Source organism: Cellulosimicrobium protaetiae (assembly GCF_009708005.2).
Lineage (GTDB): Bacteria > Actinomycetota > Actinomycetes > Actinomycetales > Cellulomonadaceae > Cellulosimicrobium > Cellulosimicrobium protaetiae.
The window spans coordinates 753,576-769,551 of the sequence record NZ_CP052757.1 but is presented as its reverse complement, the minus strand read 5'-3'; the positions used below and the strand labels follow the sequence as shown (position 1 = coordinate 769,551).

The following is a 15,976-nucleotide window of genomic DNA, read 5'->3' as shown; positions in this document are numbered from 1 at the left end:
CGGGCGCGGCGGGCGACCGGCAGGACGGCGTCGGACGTCCCGAGATGTGGACGCACGATAGCGCGGGGGTGTCACCCACGTCACACCCCCACGTCAGGCCGGGTGCCGCCGGGGGCGCGGTGTCTGGGAGACTGCATCGGGTGAGCGGAACGACCGACCTGCCGACCGCCGTCGGGCAACGCGTGCTGGACGCCGTCGTGGCGGTGACGAGCGACCTCGACCTCCCGCAGGTGCTGCGGCGCATCGTCGAGGCGGCGATGGAGCTCACGGGGGCCCGGTACGGCGCGCTCGGTGTGCTCGACGCCTCGGGGCGCGAGCGCCTCGCGCAGTTCATCCCGCTCGGGCTCTCGGACGACGAGGTCGCCGCGATCGACCACTGGCCGCACGGCGAGGGCCTGCTCGGGGAGCTGATCGACCACCCGGAGCCCATCCGCGTCCCGGAGATCGCCGACGACGTCCGCTCCGCAGGCTTCCCCGAGGGCCACCCGCCGATGCACACGTTCCTCGGCGTCCCGGTCCGGGTGCGCGAGACGGTGTTCGGCAACCTCTACCTGACGGACAAGCGGGTGCCCGGGGCGGGCGGAGAGCACTCCACGACCGAGTTCACGGCGGAGGACGAGGCGGCCGTGATCGCGCTCGCCGCCGCCGCGGGCGTCGCGATCGAGAACGCGCGGCTCTACGGGCGGGCCAAGCAGGTGGGCGTGCTCGAGGACCGCGACCGCATCGCGCGCGACCTGCACGACGTCGTGATCCAGCGCCTGTTCGCGTCCGCCATGACCCTCATGAGCGTGCAGCCGCTCGTCGCCGACCCGAACGCCCGGACCCGCATCGAGGAGACCGTCTCCGACCTCGACGAGACGATCCGGCAGATCCGCTCGACGATCTTCGCCCTGCACACGGCGACCGACCCGGACGCGCCGTCGATCGAGGACCGGTTCCGCGCCCAGGCCGAGGCCGCGACGACGGTCCTGGGCTTCGCGCCGGAGGTGAGCGTCGAGGTCGCGGCCGAGGGGTCGGGAGCCGGCGTGTCGGACGGCGGCCCGAGCCTGCCCGCCGAGGTCGCCGACCAGCTCGTCGTCGTGCTGGGCGAGTCCCTGACCAACGTGGCGCGGCACGCGCAGGCGAGCCACGTCGTCGTGCACCTGTCCGTGACCGCGCACGAGGCGCGCCTCATGGTCACCGACGACGGCGTCGGCATCCAGCCCGGCGGGCGCCGCTCGGGCCTGCGCAACATGCAGGCGCGCGCGGCGGCACTGGGCGGGTCGAGCACAGCGACCGCGCTGCCCGACGGCGGCACGCGGCTCGAGTGGTGGGTGCCGCTCGTCTGACCCGGCGCGCCGCGGCTCAGAGGGCGCGGTGCATGACGTGCAGGCCCACGAGACCCTGCACGGGGTGGTCGAAGGCCTCGGGCACCGTCGCGAGGATCGCGAAGCCGAGCGACTCCCAGAGCCGCACGGCGCGCTCGTTCGTCTCCACGACGGCGTTGAACTGCATCGCCCGGTAGCCGTCGCCGCGCGCCCCGTCGAGCACCGCGCGGGCGAGCGCGCGACCCACGCCCCGCCCCGCGCCGTCGGGCCCGACGACGAAGCTCGCGTTCGCGACGTGCGACCCGGCACCCGGGTGGTTGGGCAGGTACTTCGCCGTGCCCAGCACCGCCCCCTGCGCCACGCCCGTGGCGTCGGGGTCCGTGGAGACCGCGACGAGGACCCGGGCACCGGGCGAGCCGGTCCAGGCGGCGCGGGCGTCGGCCTCGCTGATGTCGCGCGGGTAGGTGTACGTCTCACCGGCGCGGAAGACGGGCTCCAAGGCCCGCCACATGCCCGGCCAGTCCTCGGGCGTCGCGTCGCGCACCTCGGTCGTCTCGGTCATCCGGCGAGCGTAGCCGGGCCGGGCGTCCGCCTCAGCGCAGTATCCGCCGCCCGGTGACGATGCGCGGGACGACCTTGATGACCCGGTCGCGCACGCCCGGCACGAACGTCACGAGCGGGAGGGCGAGCAGCCGTGCACGCTCCACCGGCTCGGTGACCTCGAACGTGCGGCCCACGAGCACGACGGACCAGCCGGAACGCGCCTCGGCGTCGAACTGGTCCACCTCGAACGCGACGACGGCGCGGCTCGCCGCGACCGCAAGCTTGGAACCCTCGGCGGTACGGAACACGACGTCGGGCCCGTCGAGGACGAAGTTCACCGGCTGGATAGCCGGCAGCGCGTGGTCGGTGTAGACGATCCTGCCCACGGGGACGGTCGCGAGGAGCGCGTAGCTCTCCTCCGGCGTGAGCTCCGAGAGCCCTGCCGAGGCGCGGGGGCGTTCGGCCGTCATGGGCCCCGCTCCTGCCACCGGTGCCCCTGTCCCGGTCCGCTCGACTGTGTCCATGTCGCCATCGTCGCGCCGCGGTGTCAGATCGGCGAGAGCCGAAGGTCCCGACGGCGCGCGGTCGCCCGGACCTTCGCCGTCGGCCCCCGGTCCGTCCGGCGACGAGCCCTCGGGCCTCCCGGGACGCATCGCCCCGGCGTCGCCGTCAGGGGCGGAAGGGCTGGCCACCGTGCTGCCGGTCCCCCGCCGGCGCGCCCGCGCCCGGGGTGCCCTGACGCGACGCCTCGTCCTGGCGCATCTCGGTCGCGAGCACCGCGACCTGGGTGCGTCGCTGGAGCCCGAGCGTCGCGAGGACGTGCGAGACGTAGTTCTTCACCGTCTTCTCCGCGAGGTAGAGGCGCTTGCCGATCTCGCGGTTCGTCAGCCCCTCGCCGATGAGCGCGACGATCTGGCGCTCCTGCTGGGACAGGCCCTCGAGACGGTCCGGGGTCTCGTCCGCGGCGTGCCGCAGACGCTCCAGCACGCGCGCGGTGCTGGCCGGGTCGAGGAGCGACCCGCCCGCCGCGACGGTGCGGACCGCGCCGACGAGGTCGGAGCCGTGAATCTGCTTGAGCACGTAGCCCGACGCCCCGGCGAGCACGGCCTGGAACAGCGCCTCGTCGTCGGCGAACGACGTGAGCATGAGGCAGCCGACCTCGGGGAGCTCGGAGCGCACCTCGCGGCACACCTCGACGCCGGAGCCGTCGGGCAGGCGCACGTCGAGGATCGCGACGTCGGGCCGCGTCGCCTTGATGCGCGCGAGCGCGGAGGCTGCGGTGCCCGCCTCGCCGACGACGGTGATGTCACCGGCCGCCTCGAGCAGCGCGGCCACGCCGCGCCGGACCACCTCGTGGTCGTCGAGCAGGAACACACGGATCGGGTGGGGAGAGCCCATGGCCTCAACCTAGCCCGTCGGAAACGGATTCTCGCGCGCGCGAGGGCGTCGTGACCCGGGTGCGGGACCTTCGTCCCCCGGCTTCGAGGCGAGGGTCCCGGAGGCCGGGGGCGGTCGTGGGGTGCGGCAGGCCGGGCGCGAGGAGTATCCAGGAGGTGTGCAGGCGGCGGGCGACCCCCGGCCGCGACGGGGACGACGGACCGAGGTGGTCACGGTGAGCGACTCGACGACCCAGGTGGTGCTGGTCGGCGTGGACGGCAGCACGACGAGCGGCAAGGCCCTGGACTGGGCCGTGCGGGAGGCGGCGCGTCGGGGCGCCGAGCTCCGCGTGCTGCACGTGGCGTACGTCCCGGTGGTCGCGACGCCGTTCGTCGGCGGCGCGTACTACCCGAGCGTCGAGGAGCTCGGTGAGATCGCCGGCCCCATCCTGTCGGCCGCCGCCGAGCGTGCGGCGCACGTCGACCCCACGGTCCCCGTGCGCACCACGCTGCGGTCCGGCCCGCCCGCGGAGGCGCTGCTCGACGAGGCCAAGGACGCCGACCTCGTCGTGGTCGGGTCGCGCGGCCTGGGCTCGGTGGGCTCCATGTTCTTCGGTTCCGTCGGGACTCGGCTCGCCGCGCGGTCGCCCGTACCCGTCGTCGTCGTGCCGCCCGTCGTGGAGCGGAGCGAGCGGACGACGGACGTCGTGGTCGGCGTCGACGGGTCCGTGCACGGCGACGCCGCGCTGCGGTTCGCGCTCGACGAGGCCGCCCGCACCCGGTCGCGCGTCGTCGCGGTGTGCGCGTGGCGCCTGCCGGTCGGGCCGCTGTGGGAGGAGAACCCGTCGTTCTACACGTCGGCCGAGCGCGACGCACGGGCCGAGGCGTCGCGCACCGTCGAGGCGGCGCTCGACCGCGTGCGCGCCCCCGAGCACGACGACGTCCTCGTCGAGACGTTCGTCGTGGACCGCGAGCCGTCCGTCGCGATCCGGGAGGCCGCGGCCGGCGCCGCGCTGACCGTCGTCGGCTCGCGCGGGCGCGGCGACCTGCGCGGCATGGTGCTCGGCTCCGTGAGCCAGCAGGTGCTGCACCACGCGACGCACCCGGTCGCCGTCGTGCACGCGAGCAAGGGCTGATCGCTCGCCGTCAGGCCCAGGGATCGGTGATCTCGCGCAGGCGTGCGAGCTGACGCCGCAGGGCCGCCATGCCGCGCGCCCCGAGGTGCGCGGTCCACTCGGCCTCGACGCGGGCGAGCTCCGCGGCGGCGACGCGCGACGCGGCCTCGCCGCGGGCCGTGACGCGCACGAGTCGCGCCCGCCGGTCCGCGGGGTCGGGAACTCGCTCGACGTACCCCGCGGCCTCGAGCTGGTCGACGAGGAACCCTGCCGTCTGCTTGGTGATCTCTGCCGCCTCCGCGAGCTCGGTCAGGCGCGTGCCGCGCGGCCCGACCCGCTGGAAGACCCGGAGCTGGGCAGGCGTCGCGTCGTCGAAGCCGGCCTCGCGGACCGCGGTGTAGACCCGGAGCTCGAGAGCGCGGTAGGGGATGAACAGGAGCAGCCCGGTGTTGAGCTCGCCCTGCTCGCTCACGGTGCCTCCGTCGGGTCGTCGAGGGGTTGACGATCGTCAGTGCAACTGACTAAAGTAGTCAGATCATCGTATCAGTTCTGGAGGCGCTCCGATGAGTGCACCCGACTACTGGATGGCGGAGGAGGACGTGTGGGCGGCCATCGCGACCGCCCGGAACTCCTTCGTGGACCTCGTCGCCGGTCTCGACCCCGCCGACTGGGAGCGCCCCAGCCTGTGCACGGGGTGGCGCGTGCACGACGTCGCCGCGCACCTCACCCTCGCCCCCACCTCCTCGCGGGCGGCGCTCGCCCTCGGGTTCGCCCGGGCGCTCCTCCGGGGCCGCGCGAGCTTCGACGGGATGATGGACATCCTGACCCGGGACGCGGGGACGCGTCCGCGCGAGGAGATCCTGGCCGCCCTGCACGCGGCCGTCGGGTCGCACCACCTCGCCCCCGGGACGACCCCGCGCGTCGCGCTCGTCGACGCGCTCGTCCACACGCAGGACGTCGCCGTCGCGCTCGGGATCGACGCCCCCGCCCCGCCCGTCGCGGCGCGGGAGGCGGCCGAGCGCGTGTGGGCCGTGTCCTTCCCCTTCCGCGCGCGACAACGGCTCGCCGGGTTCCGCCTCGTCGCCGCCGACGTGTCCTGGCGACGCGGCGAGGGTCAGCAGGTGACCGGGTCCATGACCGCCCTGCTCCTGCTGCTCACCGGGCGACCCGCGGCCCTCGCCCACCTGGACGGTGACGGCGCCCGCCGCCTCGCCCGCTCGCTCGCGCCGCACGACCGGGAGGAGCTCCCATGAGCACGCTCGCCCAGGTCCTCGCCGTCGCCGCCGGCGTGCTGCACGTCGGCGTCGGGGTCGTCGAGGCCTTCTTCTTCCACCGACCCTGGGCCCAGCAGTTCCTGCTGCGCACGCGCTCGTCGCCGCGCGAGGTCACGTTGTGGGCGTTCAACGTCGCGTTCTACAACATGTTCCTCGGCGCCGGCACGGTGCTCGGCGTCGTGCTCGCCGCGAACGGCCTCGTGGACGAGGGGCGGACCCTCGTCCTGTACACCGCGGGGTTCATGACGCTCGGCGGCGTCGTCCTGTGGATCTCCGACCACCGGCTGTGGACCGGGACCCTCGGGCAGTCCGGGCTAGGGCTCGCGACGCTCCTCGCGACCCTCGCGTCCTGACCCGGTGCTCGGCCCGGCGGGGCGTTGCTACGGTCGAGGAGTGAGCAGCGCCGCACAGCCCCTGTCCCACGACCCGTCCTGGCCGCGGGCGGGCGGCTGGCCGCCGCTCGACAGGGACACGGTCGACGTCGCGGTCCTCGGCGTCCCGGCCTGGCGCACGTCGCTCTCCCCCACCGGCGCGCACGCGACACCCGCGGCCGTGCGCGACGCGCTGCGCCGGTTCAGTCCCGCCCTCGTCCCCGACCGTCCCCTGCCCGACGGCGGGCCCTCCGCCCGCGTGCGGCCCGCCGTCGCGCCGGGTCCCGTCGTCGGCGGAGCAGCCTCGGGCGGTCGGCCCACCCCGGGCGAGGGGATCTCCGACAGGACCGGCGCGTCGTCGGACCGCAGCGGGCCGGTCGACCTCGCCGGCCTGGCGTTCGCGGACCTCGGCGACGTCGACGAGCCGGACGGCGAGGAGGGCGAGGCCCGGACGCGCGCAACGGTCCGCGCGGCGCTGGAGCGCGCCCGCCTGCTCGTCGCGCTCGGCGGCGACAACTCCGTGACCGTCGCGACGGCGCTCGGGGCGTGGGGCGACGACCTCGGCACGGCGGGCCTCGTCACGCTCGACGCCCACCACGACCTGCGCGACGGCGTGTCGAACGGGTCGCCCGTGCGGCGGCTGGTCGAGGCCGGGCTCGACCCGGCGCGGGTCGTGCAGGTCGGCATCGCCGACTTCGCGAACTCCGCCGAGTACGCGCGCCGGGCGGTCGAGCTCGGGATCACGGTCGTGCACGTCGACGAGCTGCGTCGACGCGGCCCGGAGGACGTGATGCGTGCGGCGCTCGAGGTCGCGGGCGCCGCGGGCGGGCCGGTGCACCTCGACGTCGACGTCGACGTGTGCGACCGGTCCGTGGCCCCCGGCTGCCCCGCGAGCGTCCCGGGCGGGATCGCGGCCTGGGAGCTGCGCGCCCTCGTCCGCGCAGCGGCTCGCGACGCCCGGCTGCGCTCTGCCGACGTCGTCGAGGTCGACGCCACCGCCGACGCCCCCGACGGCCGCACCGTCCGCCTCGCCGCGCTCTGCGTCCTCGAGCTCGCCGCCGGCCTCGCCCTGCGCGCGACGCCCCGGACCGTGTAGTCGCGAGCCCGCCCGACGGCGCCCGGCATCGACCGATCGGTGGAGGCGCGAGTCCACCGCACCGCCACAGCCACGGTCGATGTGGCACGGCACGACCCGTCCCTAGCCTCGCAGCATGAACGCGTTGGAAGTACGACACCTGCACAAGCGCTACGGGCGGCACGTCGCCGTCGACGACGTCTCCTTCGACGTCGAGGAGGGGGAGATCTTCGGCATCATCGGGCCGAACGGCGCCGGCAAGACGACGACGGTCGAGAGCATCGCGGGCCTGCGCACACCCGACTCGGGCTCGATCTCCGTGCTGGGGTTCGACCCCACCACGGACCGGGCCCAGGTGCGTGAACGACTCGGGGTGCAGCTCCAGGAGAGCAGCTTCCCCGACGCGATCACGGTCGCCGAGGCGCTCGACCTCTACGCCTCCTTCTACCGGCGACCGGCCGACCCGCGCGAGCTCCTGGAGATGCTCGGGCTCGCCGAGAAGCGCGGCACCCGGTACAAGGCGCTCTCCGGCGGGCAGAAGCAGCGGCTCTCGATCGCGGTCGCCCTGGTCGGCAACCCGAAGGTCGCGATCCTCGACGAGCTCACGACGGGGCTCGACCCGCAGGCGAGGCGCGACACCTGGGACCTCGTCGAGCGGGTCCGTGACGCGGGCGTGACGGTCCTCCTCGTCACGCACTTCATGGACGAGGCGGAGCGCCTCAGCGACCGGGTCGCCGTCGTCGACGGCGGCCGCGTCGCGGCCGTGGGCACACCGGCAGGACTGATCGCGCAGGCGAGCGCCGGGCAGCAGATCCGGTTCCGCGCGAGCCGGCCGCTGGACGAGAGCGTCCTGACCGCCCTTCCCGAGGTGACCCGGGTCGAGGTCGTCGACGACCGCTGGCTCGTCACCGGGGAGGGACAGCTCCTGAGCAGCGTCGCAGGAGCTCTCGCCCGGGAGCAGGTCGTGGCGGAGGACCTCCGCGTCGCCCAGCGCACCCTCGACGACGCGTTCGTGGCCCTGACGGGACGTGTCCCGGCATCGCCGTCGCCCTCCGAGCGGAGGGCTCGCTGATGCACGCCGGTCTGCAGCTGGTCGAGGTCGAGACGAAGCTCTTCCTCCGTGACTCCGCCACCGTCGTCTTCGGTGTGCTCTTCCCGACGGCGCTCCTGCTCGGGCTGGGCTCCGTGCCCGCTCTCCAGGAGCCGATATCGGGGACCGACGGGCTCCGGTCCGTCGACGTGTGGGCGCCGACCGCCCTGGTGTTCGGGATGGTGATGATCGCCGTGCAGCACGTCCCGTCGGTGATCGCGACGTATCGCGAGCGCGGCATCCTGCGCAGGCTGTCGACCACTCCTGCGCACCCGCGCAACGTCCTGCTCGCGCAGATGACCGTCGCGTTCGCCTCCGTGGTGGTCTCGGCGACGCTCCTGGTCCTCGCCGCGTGGGCGGTGCTGGGCATCGCGCCGCCCGAGCGGCCGTTGGAGTTCGTCGCCGCGTTCGTCGTCGGCTATGCGGCACTCCTCGGGATCGGCCTGGTCTCCGCGGCCGTGGTCCGCACGAGCAGCGCCGCGAACCAGGTCGGCACCGTCCTCTTCATCGCGCTGATGTTCTTCGGCGGGGCCTTCCTCCCCCGTGCCGTCATGCCCGACGCGCTGCGCACCGTCGGAGAGTTCGTCCCGCCCGGGCTGCAGGCGCTCACCGCGGCGTGGTCCCCCGCGGCGGGGGAGGTCACCGCCGCGGCCGGCGGGCAGCCGTTCTGGCTGCAGATTGCCATAATGGCGGCCATCGCCGTGATCACGACCGCGATCGCCGCGAAGCTCTTCCGCTGGGAGTAGGTGTCGATGATGCGGGACTCGGGGACCGGCCACCCCGGCGTCGGCGCGCCCGGCTCAGCGGTCGCGGAGGACGCCGAGAACGTGCACCGCTCGCGGCTGGCCTGGAGGGCGGAGCAGCTCCGGGTCTGGGACCTCCTGCAGCTGGTCGCCCCGTGGCTGCTCCTGACGACCTCGACGGTGATCTACCTGTCGCAGGAGCTCACGGGGTCGGGAGAGCCCTTCTGGCCCGAGGGTGCCCCCGTGCTGGGGCTGGTGGCGGCCTCGGCGCTGTGGGTGCTGGTCGGGCAGACGCTGCCGCTGCGGAGGAGGACGCTGCGGCCCGTGCCCGCGAGCCTCTACCTCGTCGGGCTGCTGACGCTGTGCGTCGTCCTCATGACCTACTCCGAGGTGTTCCTCGTCTTCACCATCTCGGGCTTCTTCCAGGCGTACCTGCTCCGGCCGTGGCCCGTGGGGGTGCTCGGGGTCCTGGCGACCTCCGTGGTCCTCAACGGCGCGGCGATGCACGTGTGGGACGACCCGAGCCCGGAGGTGCTCGGCGAGTTCCTCCTCATCGTCGCCGTGCAGACCGCGGCGATCGGGGCGGGCATCCTGCTGACGGCTCGGAGCGAGCCGGAGGAGCGCAAGCGGGAGGAGCTCGTCGAGCGCCTCGAGGAGGCGCTGCACGAGAACGCGGGGCTCCACGCGCAGCTCGTCGCGCAGGCGCGGGAGTCCGGGGCCCAGGACGAGCGGCAACGGCTGGCCGGGGAGATCCACGACACGCTCGCCCAGGGGCTCGCCGGCATCATCACGCAGCTCCAGGCGGCGGAGCGTTCCGCGGACGTGCGGGGCGAGGCGCGGGAGCAGGTGGCGCGTGCGCTGCGGCTCGCACGCAGCAGCCTGACCGAGGCGCGGCGGTCCGTGCAGGCGCTCGCTCCCCAGGAGCTGGGGCGGGCGCACCTCCCCGACGCGCTGCGCACGTTGACCGAGCGGTGGTCCCAGGACCAGGGGATCAGCGCGCAGGTCGAGGTCACGGGCGACCGCGAGCCCCTGAGCCCGGCGATCGAGGTGTCCCTGTTCCGCGTCGCGCAGGAGTCGCTCACGAACGTGGCGAAGCACGCGGGAGCCACCCGCGTGGGCGTCACGCTGTCGTACACCGGCGCCGAGGTGCTGCTCGACGTGCGGGACGACGGACGCGGCTTCGGGAGGCAGGACGGCACCGGCTTCGGCCTGACGAGCATGCGCCAGCGCATCCGCGGGGTCGGTGGGCACGTCGAGGTGCAGAGCGCACCGGGAGAGGGGACGTCCGTCAGCGCGCGCGTCCCGGCGATCGCTCCCGGCGGGACGGGTACAGAAGGGATGATCGACCGATGATCCGAGTCGTGATCGTCGACGACCACCCGGTCGTGCGGGGCGGTCTGCGCGACACCTTCGCGGGGGCCGAGGACATCGTCGTGGTCGGCGAGGCCGGCGACGGCGCCGAGGGCGTCGAGCGCGCGACCGAGCTGGCCGCGGACGTCGTGCTCATGGACCTGCGCATGCCCGGGACGGACGGCGTCACGGCGACCGCTGCTCTGCGCGCCCGGGCTCCGGACGCCCGCGTGCTGATCCTGACCACCTTCGACAGCGAGAGCGACGTGCTGCCCGCGATCGAGGCGGGCGCGACCGGCTACCTGCTGAAGGACGCGCTCCCCGACGACCTCATGCGAGCGGTCCGCGCCGCGGCGCGCGGGGAGTCCGTGCTCGCGCCGTCGGTGACGCAGCACCTCATGGGACAGGTCCGGCGGCCGGGCGCCGGGACCCTGACCGACCGGGAGAAGCAGGTGCTGCAGCTGGTCGCGAACGGCAGCTCGAACCGGGAGGCCGCGGCGGCGTTGTTCATCGGCGAGGCGAGCATCAAGACCCACCTGCAGCACGTCTACGACAAGCTCGGTGTCCGCGACCGGGCCTCGGCGGTCGCCGAGGGGTACCGCCGCCGCCTGCTCACCTGACCGCCGGGCGAACGCACCCCCGTCGGGCACGACCAGGGTCTCTCCCTCGGCCCCCCGGGGCTCTCCCTCGAAGAACCGGGGGCTCTACCTCGGCGGGAGGCGGACGCCGTCCTTCCAGACCGCCCCGACGAGCGGGACGCCCGGGCGGTACGCGAGGTGGACGCGGCTCGGGGCGTCGAGCAGCACGACGTCGGCCCGCGCACCCGGGGCGAGGTGCCCGACGTCGTCCCGGCGCAGGGCGAGCGCCCCGCCCGCGGTCGCGGACCACACCGCCTCGGCCACGGTCATCCGCATCTCGCGCACCGCGAGCGCGACGCACAGCGGCATCGACGACGTGTAGCTCGACCCGGGGTTGCAGTCGCTCGCGAGCGCGACGACGGCGCCCGCGTCGAGCAGGCGCCGTGCGTCCGGGTAGGGCTGCCGCGTGGAGAACTCCACACCGGGGAGCAGGGTCGCCACGGTCCCGGGCGCTGCGCCCGCCGCCCCCGACCACGAGCCCGCGAGCGCCGCGACGTCGTCGTCGGTGAGGTAGGTGCAGTGGTCGACGGCGGCCGCGCCCAGCGCGACGGCGAGGCGCACGCCCTCGCCCGGGCCGAGCTGGTTCGCGTGGACGCGCACGCCGAGTCCCGCGGCGGCCCCGGCCTCGAGGACCCGGCGCGACTGCTCCGGCGTGAACGCGCCGGTCTCGCAGAACACGTCGACCCACCGCGCGTACGGGGCGCACGCGGCGAGCATGTCGCCGCGCACGAGGTCGACGTACTCGTCCGCGCGGCCCGCGTACTCGGCGGGCACCACGTGGGCCCCGAGGAACGTCACCTCCGGCGTGACCTCGCGCGCGAGCCGCGCGGCGCGCTCCTCGTCGGCGACCGTGAGCCCGTACCCGCTCTTCACCTCGACCGTGGTCGTGCCCTGCCGCGCCGCCTCGTCGAGGTGCCGGGCCAGACCGGCCCGGAGCGCGTCGTCGGACGCCGCGCGCGTCGCCGCGACGGTGGACCGGATGCCGCCGGCCTCGTACGGGCGCCCGGCCATGCGCGCCTCGAACTCGGCGGCGCGGGCGCCCGCGAACAGGAGGTGGGTGTGCGAGTCGACGAAGCCCGGGATCACGGCGCGCCCGCCCGCGTCGACGGTGGCGTCGGGCGCGCGCCCACCCAGCGCGCGCCCGACGGCGTCGCGCACCTCGCGGGCGGGACCCGTCCAGGCGACCCGGCCGCCGTCGAGCAGCACGACGGCGTCCGTCACCAGCCCGGTCGGGTCGCCCTCGCGCGTCCCGGGCCCGCCGGGCACGTTCGTCGTCAGCTCCCCGATCCCGGTGAGGAGCGTCGACCCGCCCGCCGGACCCGGGATCGCTCCCCTCCCGGACGCTGCCGAGCCCGGGGTCTCTCCCCAGGACCGGCCCTCCGTGGGGAACGACCCCGGGGTTGGCGCCGAGGGGTGGTCCATCAGGACTCCCGCGTCGGGACGCGGAGGCCGCCGCGCTCTGCCGCCGTGACCGCGTCGTCGTAGCCGGCGTCGACGTGGCGCAGCACGCCGAGGCCCGGGTCGTTGGACAGCACGCGCGCGAGCTTCGCCGCGGCGAGCGGCGTGCCGTCCGCGACGGACACCTGGCCCGCGTGGATCGACCGGCCCATGCCGACGCCGCCGCCATGGTGGATCGAGACCCACGTCGCGCCCGACGACGCGGCGGTCAGCGCGTTGAGCAGCGGCCAGTCGGCGATCGCGTCGGAGCCGTCGGCCATGGCCTCCGTCTCGCGGTACGGCGACGCGACGGACCCGGCGTCGAGGTGGTCTCGACCGATGACGACCGGCGCGCTGACGGCGCCTGACGCCACGAGGTCGTTGAACGCGAGGCCCGCGCGGTCGCGCTCGCCGTGCCCGAGCCAGCAGATGCGCGCGGGCAGACCCTGGAACGCGACCCGCTCCTGGGCGGCGCGGATCCAGCGGTGGAGGTGGTCGTCGTCGAACAGGTCGAGGACGGCGGCGTCGGTCGCGGCGATGTCGCGCGGGTCGCCGGACAGCGCGGCCCACCGGAACGGCCCCTTGCCCTGCGCGAACAGCGGCCGGATGTACGCGGGCACGAACCCGGGGAAGTCGAACGCGCGGTCGTACCCGCCGCGGCGGGCCTCATCACGGATCGAGTTGCCGTAGTCGAACACCTCGGCGCCCGCATCCAGGAACCCGACCATGCCCTCGACGTGCCGCGCCATGGACTCGCGCGCGCGGTCGGTGAACTCGTCGGGCTTCGCGGCGGCATAGTCGGCCCACTCGTCGACCGACACCCCGACCGGCAGGTACGACAGCGGGTCGTGCGCCGACGTCTGGTCCGTGACGACGTCGACCTCGACCCCGCGCCGCAGCAGCTCCGGCACGACCGCCGCGCTGTTCCCCTCGACCCCCACCGACAGCGCCCGGCGCTCGCGCCGCGCGTCCTCGACGAGCCGCACCGCGGCGTCGAGGTCGTCGGCGACCACGTCGAGGTACCGCTCGCGGACGCGGCGGTCGAGGCGCGACCGGTCGACGTCGACCACGAGGCACGCACCGCCGTTGAGCGTCACCGCGAGCGGCTGGGCGCCACCCATCCCGCCGCACCCGCCGGTGAGGGTGAGCGTCCCGGCGAGCGTGCCTCCGAACCGCTTCGCGGCGACCGCGGCGAGCGTCTCGTACGTGCCCTGGAGGATGCCCTGCGCGCCGATGTAGATCCACGACCCGGCCGTCATCTGCCCGTACATCGTCAGGCCCATCGCCTCGAGACGCCGGAACTCGGGCCACGTCGCCCAGTCCCCCACGAGGTTGCTGTTCGCGAGCAGGACGCGCGGTGCCCACTCCTGCGTCCGCAGCACCCCGACGGGCTTGCCCGACTGCACGAGGAGCGTCTCGTCGTCGGCCAGCGTCGTGAGCGTGCGGACGATGGCGTGGTAGCTCGGCCAGTCACGGGCCGCGCGGCCGGTGCCGCCGTAGACGACGAGGTCGTCAGGGCGCTCCGCGACCTCCGGGTCGAGGTTGTTCATGAGCATCCGCAGCGGCGCCTCGGTCTGCCACGACCGCGCGGTGAGGGTCGTGCCGCGCGGCGCGCGGACGGGCACGGGGGTGCCGAGTCGGTGGGTCGGCTCGTGGGCCATGGCGTCTCGCTCCTTCGGGGTGAGGTCGGGCGGTCGGGGGTCAGGCCAGGTGCCCGACGGCGGCGCTCGCCGCCGCGGCCACGGCCCCGCTCGTGACGAGGTGGGACACGGCCTCGATGTCGGGCGAGAGGTAGCGGTCCGGGCCGGGACCGTCGACGACGGTGCGGACGAGGTCCCGCACGGCTCCGGTCCCCCGCGCGGGCGCCAGCGCGATCACCGAGCTGTCCGCAGCGGACGGGTCCGGGGTCCCGTGGCGGGCTGACCGGTCGGGGGCGCAGCGCAGGTCGAGGGCGCGCGTGGCCGTGAGGAGCTCGATGGCCAGGACGCGGCCGAGGCCGTCGACGGCGCGGCGGAGCTTGCGCGCCCCGGCCCACCCCATCGAGACGTGGTCCTCCTGCATCGCCGACGACGGGATCGAGTCGACGCTCGCCGGCACCGCGAGGCGCTTGAGCTCCGAGACGATCCCCGCCGCGGTGTACTGCGCGATCATCAGGCCGGAGTCGACACCCGGGTCGTCGGCGAGGAACGGCGGCAGACCCTCGTTGCGGGCCTTGTCGAGGAACCGGTCGGTGCGGCGCTCGCTCATGCTCGCGACGTCGGCCGCGGCGATCGCGAGGAAGTCGAGCACGTACGCGACCGGGGCGCCGTGGAAGTTGCCGTTCGACTCGACGCGCCCGTCCAGGGTGACGACCGGGTTGTCGATCGCCGACGCGAGCTCGCGGCGCGCGACGACGGCCGCGTGGTCGAGCGTGTCGCGCGCCGCGCCGTGGACCTGGGGCGCGCACCGCAGCGAGTACGCGTCCTGCACGCGCGTGCACTCCGGGCGGCCCTGGGGGTCGAGCGTGCGGTGGCTCGCGACGACGGGCGAGCCGTCGAGCAGGGCGCGCAGGTTCGCGGCCGACGCCGCCTGGCCGGGGTGCGGTCGCATCGCCACGAGGTCCGCCGCGAACGGCGCGTCCGAGCCGAGCAACGCCTCGACGCTCGCGGCGGCCGCGACGTCGGCGGTCGTGAGCAGGGACCGGAGGTCGTGGAGCGCGAGGCACAGCATGCCGAGCATGCCGTCGGTGCCGTTGATGAGCGCGAGCCCCTCCTTCTCGCGCAGCACGAGCGGAGCGATCCCGGCCTCGTCGAGCGCGTCGGCCGCGGGTCGCAGCGCGCCCGTGGCGTCCCGTACCTCGCCCTCCCCGAGCGCAGCGAGCGCCACGTGTGCGAGCGGCGCGAGGTCGCCCGAGCAGCCGAGCGAGCCGAACTCGCGCACCACGGGGGTGATCCCGGCGTCGAGCATCGCGGCGTACGTCTGTGCGACGACGGGGCGCGCCCCGGTCCGCCCGGTCGCCAGGGTCGCGAGCCGCAGGAGCTGGAGCGCCCTCACGACCTCGCGCTCGACCTCGGCCCCCGACCCCGCCGCGTGCGACCGCACGAGGCTGAGCTGGAGCTGCGCACGCCGCTCGACCGGGATGTGGCGGCGGGCGAGCGCGCCGAACCCGGTCGAGACGCCGTAGTGCGGGCGGTCGTCGTCCGCGAGCCCCTCGACGACGGCGCGGCTCGCGGCCATCGCGTCGAGCGCCGCGTCGGCCAGCCGGACGCGCGCGTCGTGGCGCGCGACGTCGACCACGTCGTCGATCGTCAACGGGCCGTCGCCCACGACGACCACACGCGTGGCACGGGCGGGGTCGCGCGCGAGCCCCGCCGTCGTGCCGGGGTCGGCTGGTGTCGGTGTGCGGGGGGTGAGGGCGCCCGGACCGGGCCGGCCGGGGGCGGCCGGGGAGTGCGTCGTCGCTGCCATGCCGCCAGCACACACCGCAGCCGGGCGTACCGGGAGCCTGCCGGCGCGAGTTCAGTCTGGGATCCCAGACAAGCACGGGATCCTCGCCACCCCCCGCCCCCCGCCCCGCCGCCCCCCGCCGCACGGAGACCCCCCGCTGCCGCCGACCAGGCGATCCTGGCCGGCCGAGCAGGCGCTCGTGGCGCGTCCGTCGACCAGGACGCGCCACGA

16 protein-coding genes are annotated in these 15,976 nt (G+C 75.3%); 9 read left to right on the top strand and 7 right to left on the bottom strand.

What is annotated here, in order from left to right; all coding sequences use genetic code 11:
- Positions 1 to 140: 140 nt before the first annotated feature.
- Positions 141 to 1,328 (top strand): GAF domain-containing sensor histidine kinase, encoded by a 1,188-nt coding sequence (locus FIC82_RS03360; protein WP_253691389.1) that lies wholly within the window; start codon positions 141 to 143, stop codon positions 1,326 to 1,328.
- A 16-nt stretch (positions 1,329 to 1,344) separates the two neighbouring features.
- Here the strand turns inward: FIC82_RS03360 and FIC82_RS03355 are convergent, their stop codons facing one another.
- The 3 genes from FIC82_RS03355 to FIC82_RS03345 all read right to left on the bottom strand — a co-directional run bounded on the left by FIC82_RS03355 (position 1,345) and on the right by FIC82_RS03345 (position 3,248).
- Positions 1,345 to 1,869: a GNAT family N-acetyltransferase gene (locus FIC82_RS03355; RefSeq protein ID WP_154797554.1), complete on the bottom strand. Its 525-nt coding sequence runs from the start codon at positions 1,867 to 1,869 to the stop codon at positions 1,345 to 1,347.
- A 31-nt stretch (positions 1,870 to 1,900) separates the two neighbouring features.
- On the bottom strand, positions 1,901 to 2,320 hold the full coding sequence (locus FIC82_RS03350; RefSeq protein WP_047231042.1) for a pyridoxamine 5'-phosphate oxidase family protein: 420 nt from the start codon (positions 2,318 to 2,320) through the stop codon (positions 1,901 to 1,903).
- Between the two features lie 199 nt (positions 2,321 to 2,519).
- Positions 2,520 to 3,248 carry a response regulator gene (locus FIC82_RS03345; protein WP_154797553.1) on the bottom strand — a complete coding sequence of 243 codons (729 nt, stop codon included), beginning with the start codon at positions 3,246 to 3,248 and terminating at the stop codon, positions 2,520 to 2,522.
- Positions 3,249 to 3,462: 214 nt separating this feature from the next.
- On the opposite strand from FIC82_RS03345, the gene FIC82_RS03340 reads away from it, so the two are divergent.
- Positions 3,463 to 4,362: a universal stress protein gene (locus FIC82_RS03340; protein ID WP_154797552.1), complete on the top strand. Its 900-nt coding sequence runs from the start codon at positions 3,463 to 3,465 to the stop codon at positions 4,360 to 4,362.
- A gap of 10 nt (positions 4,363 to 4,372) precedes the next feature.
- Here the strand turns inward: FIC82_RS03340 and FIC82_RS03335 are convergent, their stop codons facing one another.
- Positions 4,373 to 4,813, bottom strand: coding sequence for a MarR family winged helix-turn-helix transcriptional regulator (locus tag FIC82_RS03335; RefSeq protein WP_168731450.1), 441 nt, complete (start codon positions 4,811 to 4,813; stop codon positions 4,373 to 4,375).
- 91 nt (positions 4,814 to 4,904) lie between these two features.
- Between FIC82_RS03335 and FIC82_RS03330 the strand changes: the two genes are divergently transcribed.
- The 7 genes from FIC82_RS03330 to FIC82_RS03300 all read left to right on the top strand — a co-directional run bounded on the left by FIC82_RS03330 (position 4,905) and on the right by FIC82_RS03300 (position 10,864).
- Complete coding sequence (locus FIC82_RS03330; protein WP_216609976.1) at positions 4,905 to 5,594, top strand: maleylpyruvate isomerase family mycothiol-dependent enzyme; 690 nt, start codon at positions 4,905 to 4,907, stop codon at positions 5,592 to 5,594.
- A complete protein-coding gene (locus FIC82_RS03325; protein WP_154797551.1) occupies positions 5,591 to 5,968 on the top strand; it encodes a DUF1304 family protein in 378 nt (125 codons plus the stop codon). Before FIC82_RS03330 ends, FIC82_RS03325 begins: the two co-directional genes overlap by 4 nt.
- A 40-nt stretch (positions 5,969 to 6,008) precedes the next feature.
- Positions 6,009 to 7,082, top strand: coding sequence for an arginase family protein (locus tag FIC82_RS03320; RefSeq protein ID WP_154797550.1), 1,074 nt, complete (start codon positions 6,009 to 6,011; stop codon positions 7,080 to 7,082).
- A 115-nt stretch (positions 7,083 to 7,197) separates the two neighbouring features.
- The gene (locus FIC82_RS03315; RefSeq protein ID WP_154797549.1) at positions 7,198 to 8,133 is read left to right on the top strand and encodes an ABC transporter ATP-binding protein; all 936 of its coding nucleotides are present in this window, start codon (positions 7,198 to 7,200) and stop codon (positions 8,131 to 8,133) included.
- Complete coding sequence (locus FIC82_RS03310; protein ID WP_216609975.1) at positions 8,133 to 8,897, top strand: ABC transporter permease; 765 nt, start codon at positions 8,133 to 8,135, stop codon at positions 8,895 to 8,897. The genes FIC82_RS03315 and FIC82_RS03310 overlap by 1 nt, the downstream gene beginning before the upstream one ends.
- 6 nt (positions 8,898 to 8,903) lie before the next feature.
- Positions 8,904 to 10,247 (top strand): sensor histidine kinase, encoded by a 1,344-nt coding sequence (locus FIC82_RS03305; protein WP_216609974.1) that lies wholly within the window; start codon positions 8,904 to 8,906, stop codon positions 10,245 to 10,247.
- A complete protein-coding gene (locus tag FIC82_RS03300; RefSeq protein WP_154797547.1) occupies positions 10,244 to 10,864 on the top strand; it encodes a response regulator in 621 nt (206 codons plus the stop codon). Before FIC82_RS03305 ends, FIC82_RS03300 begins: the two co-directional genes overlap by 4 nt.
- Before the next feature lie 84 nt (positions 10,865 to 10,948).
- Here FIC82_RS03300 and hutI read toward each other — a convergent pair whose 3' ends face one another.
- Genes hutI through hutH form a run of 3 tightly spaced genes read right to left on the bottom strand, consistent with a single transcriptional unit; the run spans position 10,949 to position 15,766 of the window.
- Positions 10,949 to 12,304: an imidazolonepropionase gene (hutI, locus tag FIC82_RS03295; protein WP_154797546.1), complete on the bottom strand. Its 1,356-nt coding sequence runs from the start codon at positions 12,302 to 12,304 to the stop codon at positions 10,949 to 10,951.
- Positions 12,304 to 13,980 (bottom strand): urocanate hydratase, encoded by a 1,677-nt coding sequence (gene hutU, locus FIC82_RS03290; RefSeq protein WP_154797545.1) that lies wholly within the window; start codon positions 13,978 to 13,980, stop codon positions 12,304 to 12,306. The genes hutI and hutU overlap by 1 nt, the downstream gene beginning before the upstream one ends.
- 40 nt (positions 13,981 to 14,020) lie before the next feature.
- Positions 14,021 to 15,766, bottom strand: a complete 1,746-nt coding sequence (hutH, locus tag FIC82_RS03285) for a histidine ammonia-lyase (protein ID WP_154797544.1) — start codon at positions 15,764 to 15,766, stop codon at positions 14,021 to 14,023.
- Positions 15,767 to 15,976: the final 210 nt, after the last annotated feature.

Coding starts and splice junctions, on each gene's coding strand:
- FIC82_RS03355 (WP_154797554.1), bottom strand. CDS start 1,869: ATGACCGAGACGACCGAGGTGCGCGACGCGACGCCCGAGGACTGGCCG.
- FIC82_RS03350 (WP_047231042.1), bottom strand. CDS start 2,320: ATGACGGCCGAACGCCCCCGCGCCTCGGCAGGGCTCTCGGAGCTCACG.
- FIC82_RS03345 (WP_154797553.1), bottom strand. CDS start 3,248: ATGGGCTCTCCCCACCCGATCCGTGTGTTCCTGCTCGACGACCACGAG.
- FIC82_RS03330 (WP_216609976.1), top strand. CDS start 4,905: ATGAGTGCACCCGACTACTGGATGGCGGAGGAGGACGTGTGGGCGGCC.
- FIC82_RS03325 (WP_154797551.1), top strand. CDS start 5,591: ATGAGCACGCTCGCCCAGGTCCTCGCCGTCGCCGCCGGCGTGCTGCAC.
- FIC82_RS03315 (WP_154797549.1), top strand. CDS start 7,198: ATGAACGCGTTGGAAGTACGACACCTGCACAAGCGCTACGGGCGGCAC.
- FIC82_RS03310 (WP_216609975.1), top strand. CDS start 8,133: ATGCACGCCGGTCTGCAGCTGGTCGAGGTCGAGACGAAGCTCTTCCTC.
- FIC82_RS03305 (WP_216609974.1), top strand. CDS start 8,904: ATGATGCGGGACTCGGGGACCGGCCACCCCGGCGTCGGCGCGCCCGGC.
- FIC82_RS03300 (WP_154797547.1), top strand. CDS start 10,244: ATGATCCGAGTCGTGATCGTCGACGACCACCCGGTCGTGCGGGGCGGT.
- hutI (WP_154797546.1), bottom strand. CDS start 12,304: ATGGACCACCCCTCGGCGCCAACCCCGGGGTCGTTCCCCACGGAGGGC.
- hutU (WP_154797545.1), bottom strand. CDS start 13,980: ATGGCCCACGAGCCGACCCACCGACTCGGCACCCCCGTGCCCGTCCGC.
- hutH (WP_154797544.1), bottom strand. CDS start 15,766: ATGGCAGCGACGACGCACTCCCCGGCCGCCCCCGGCCGGCCCGGTCCG.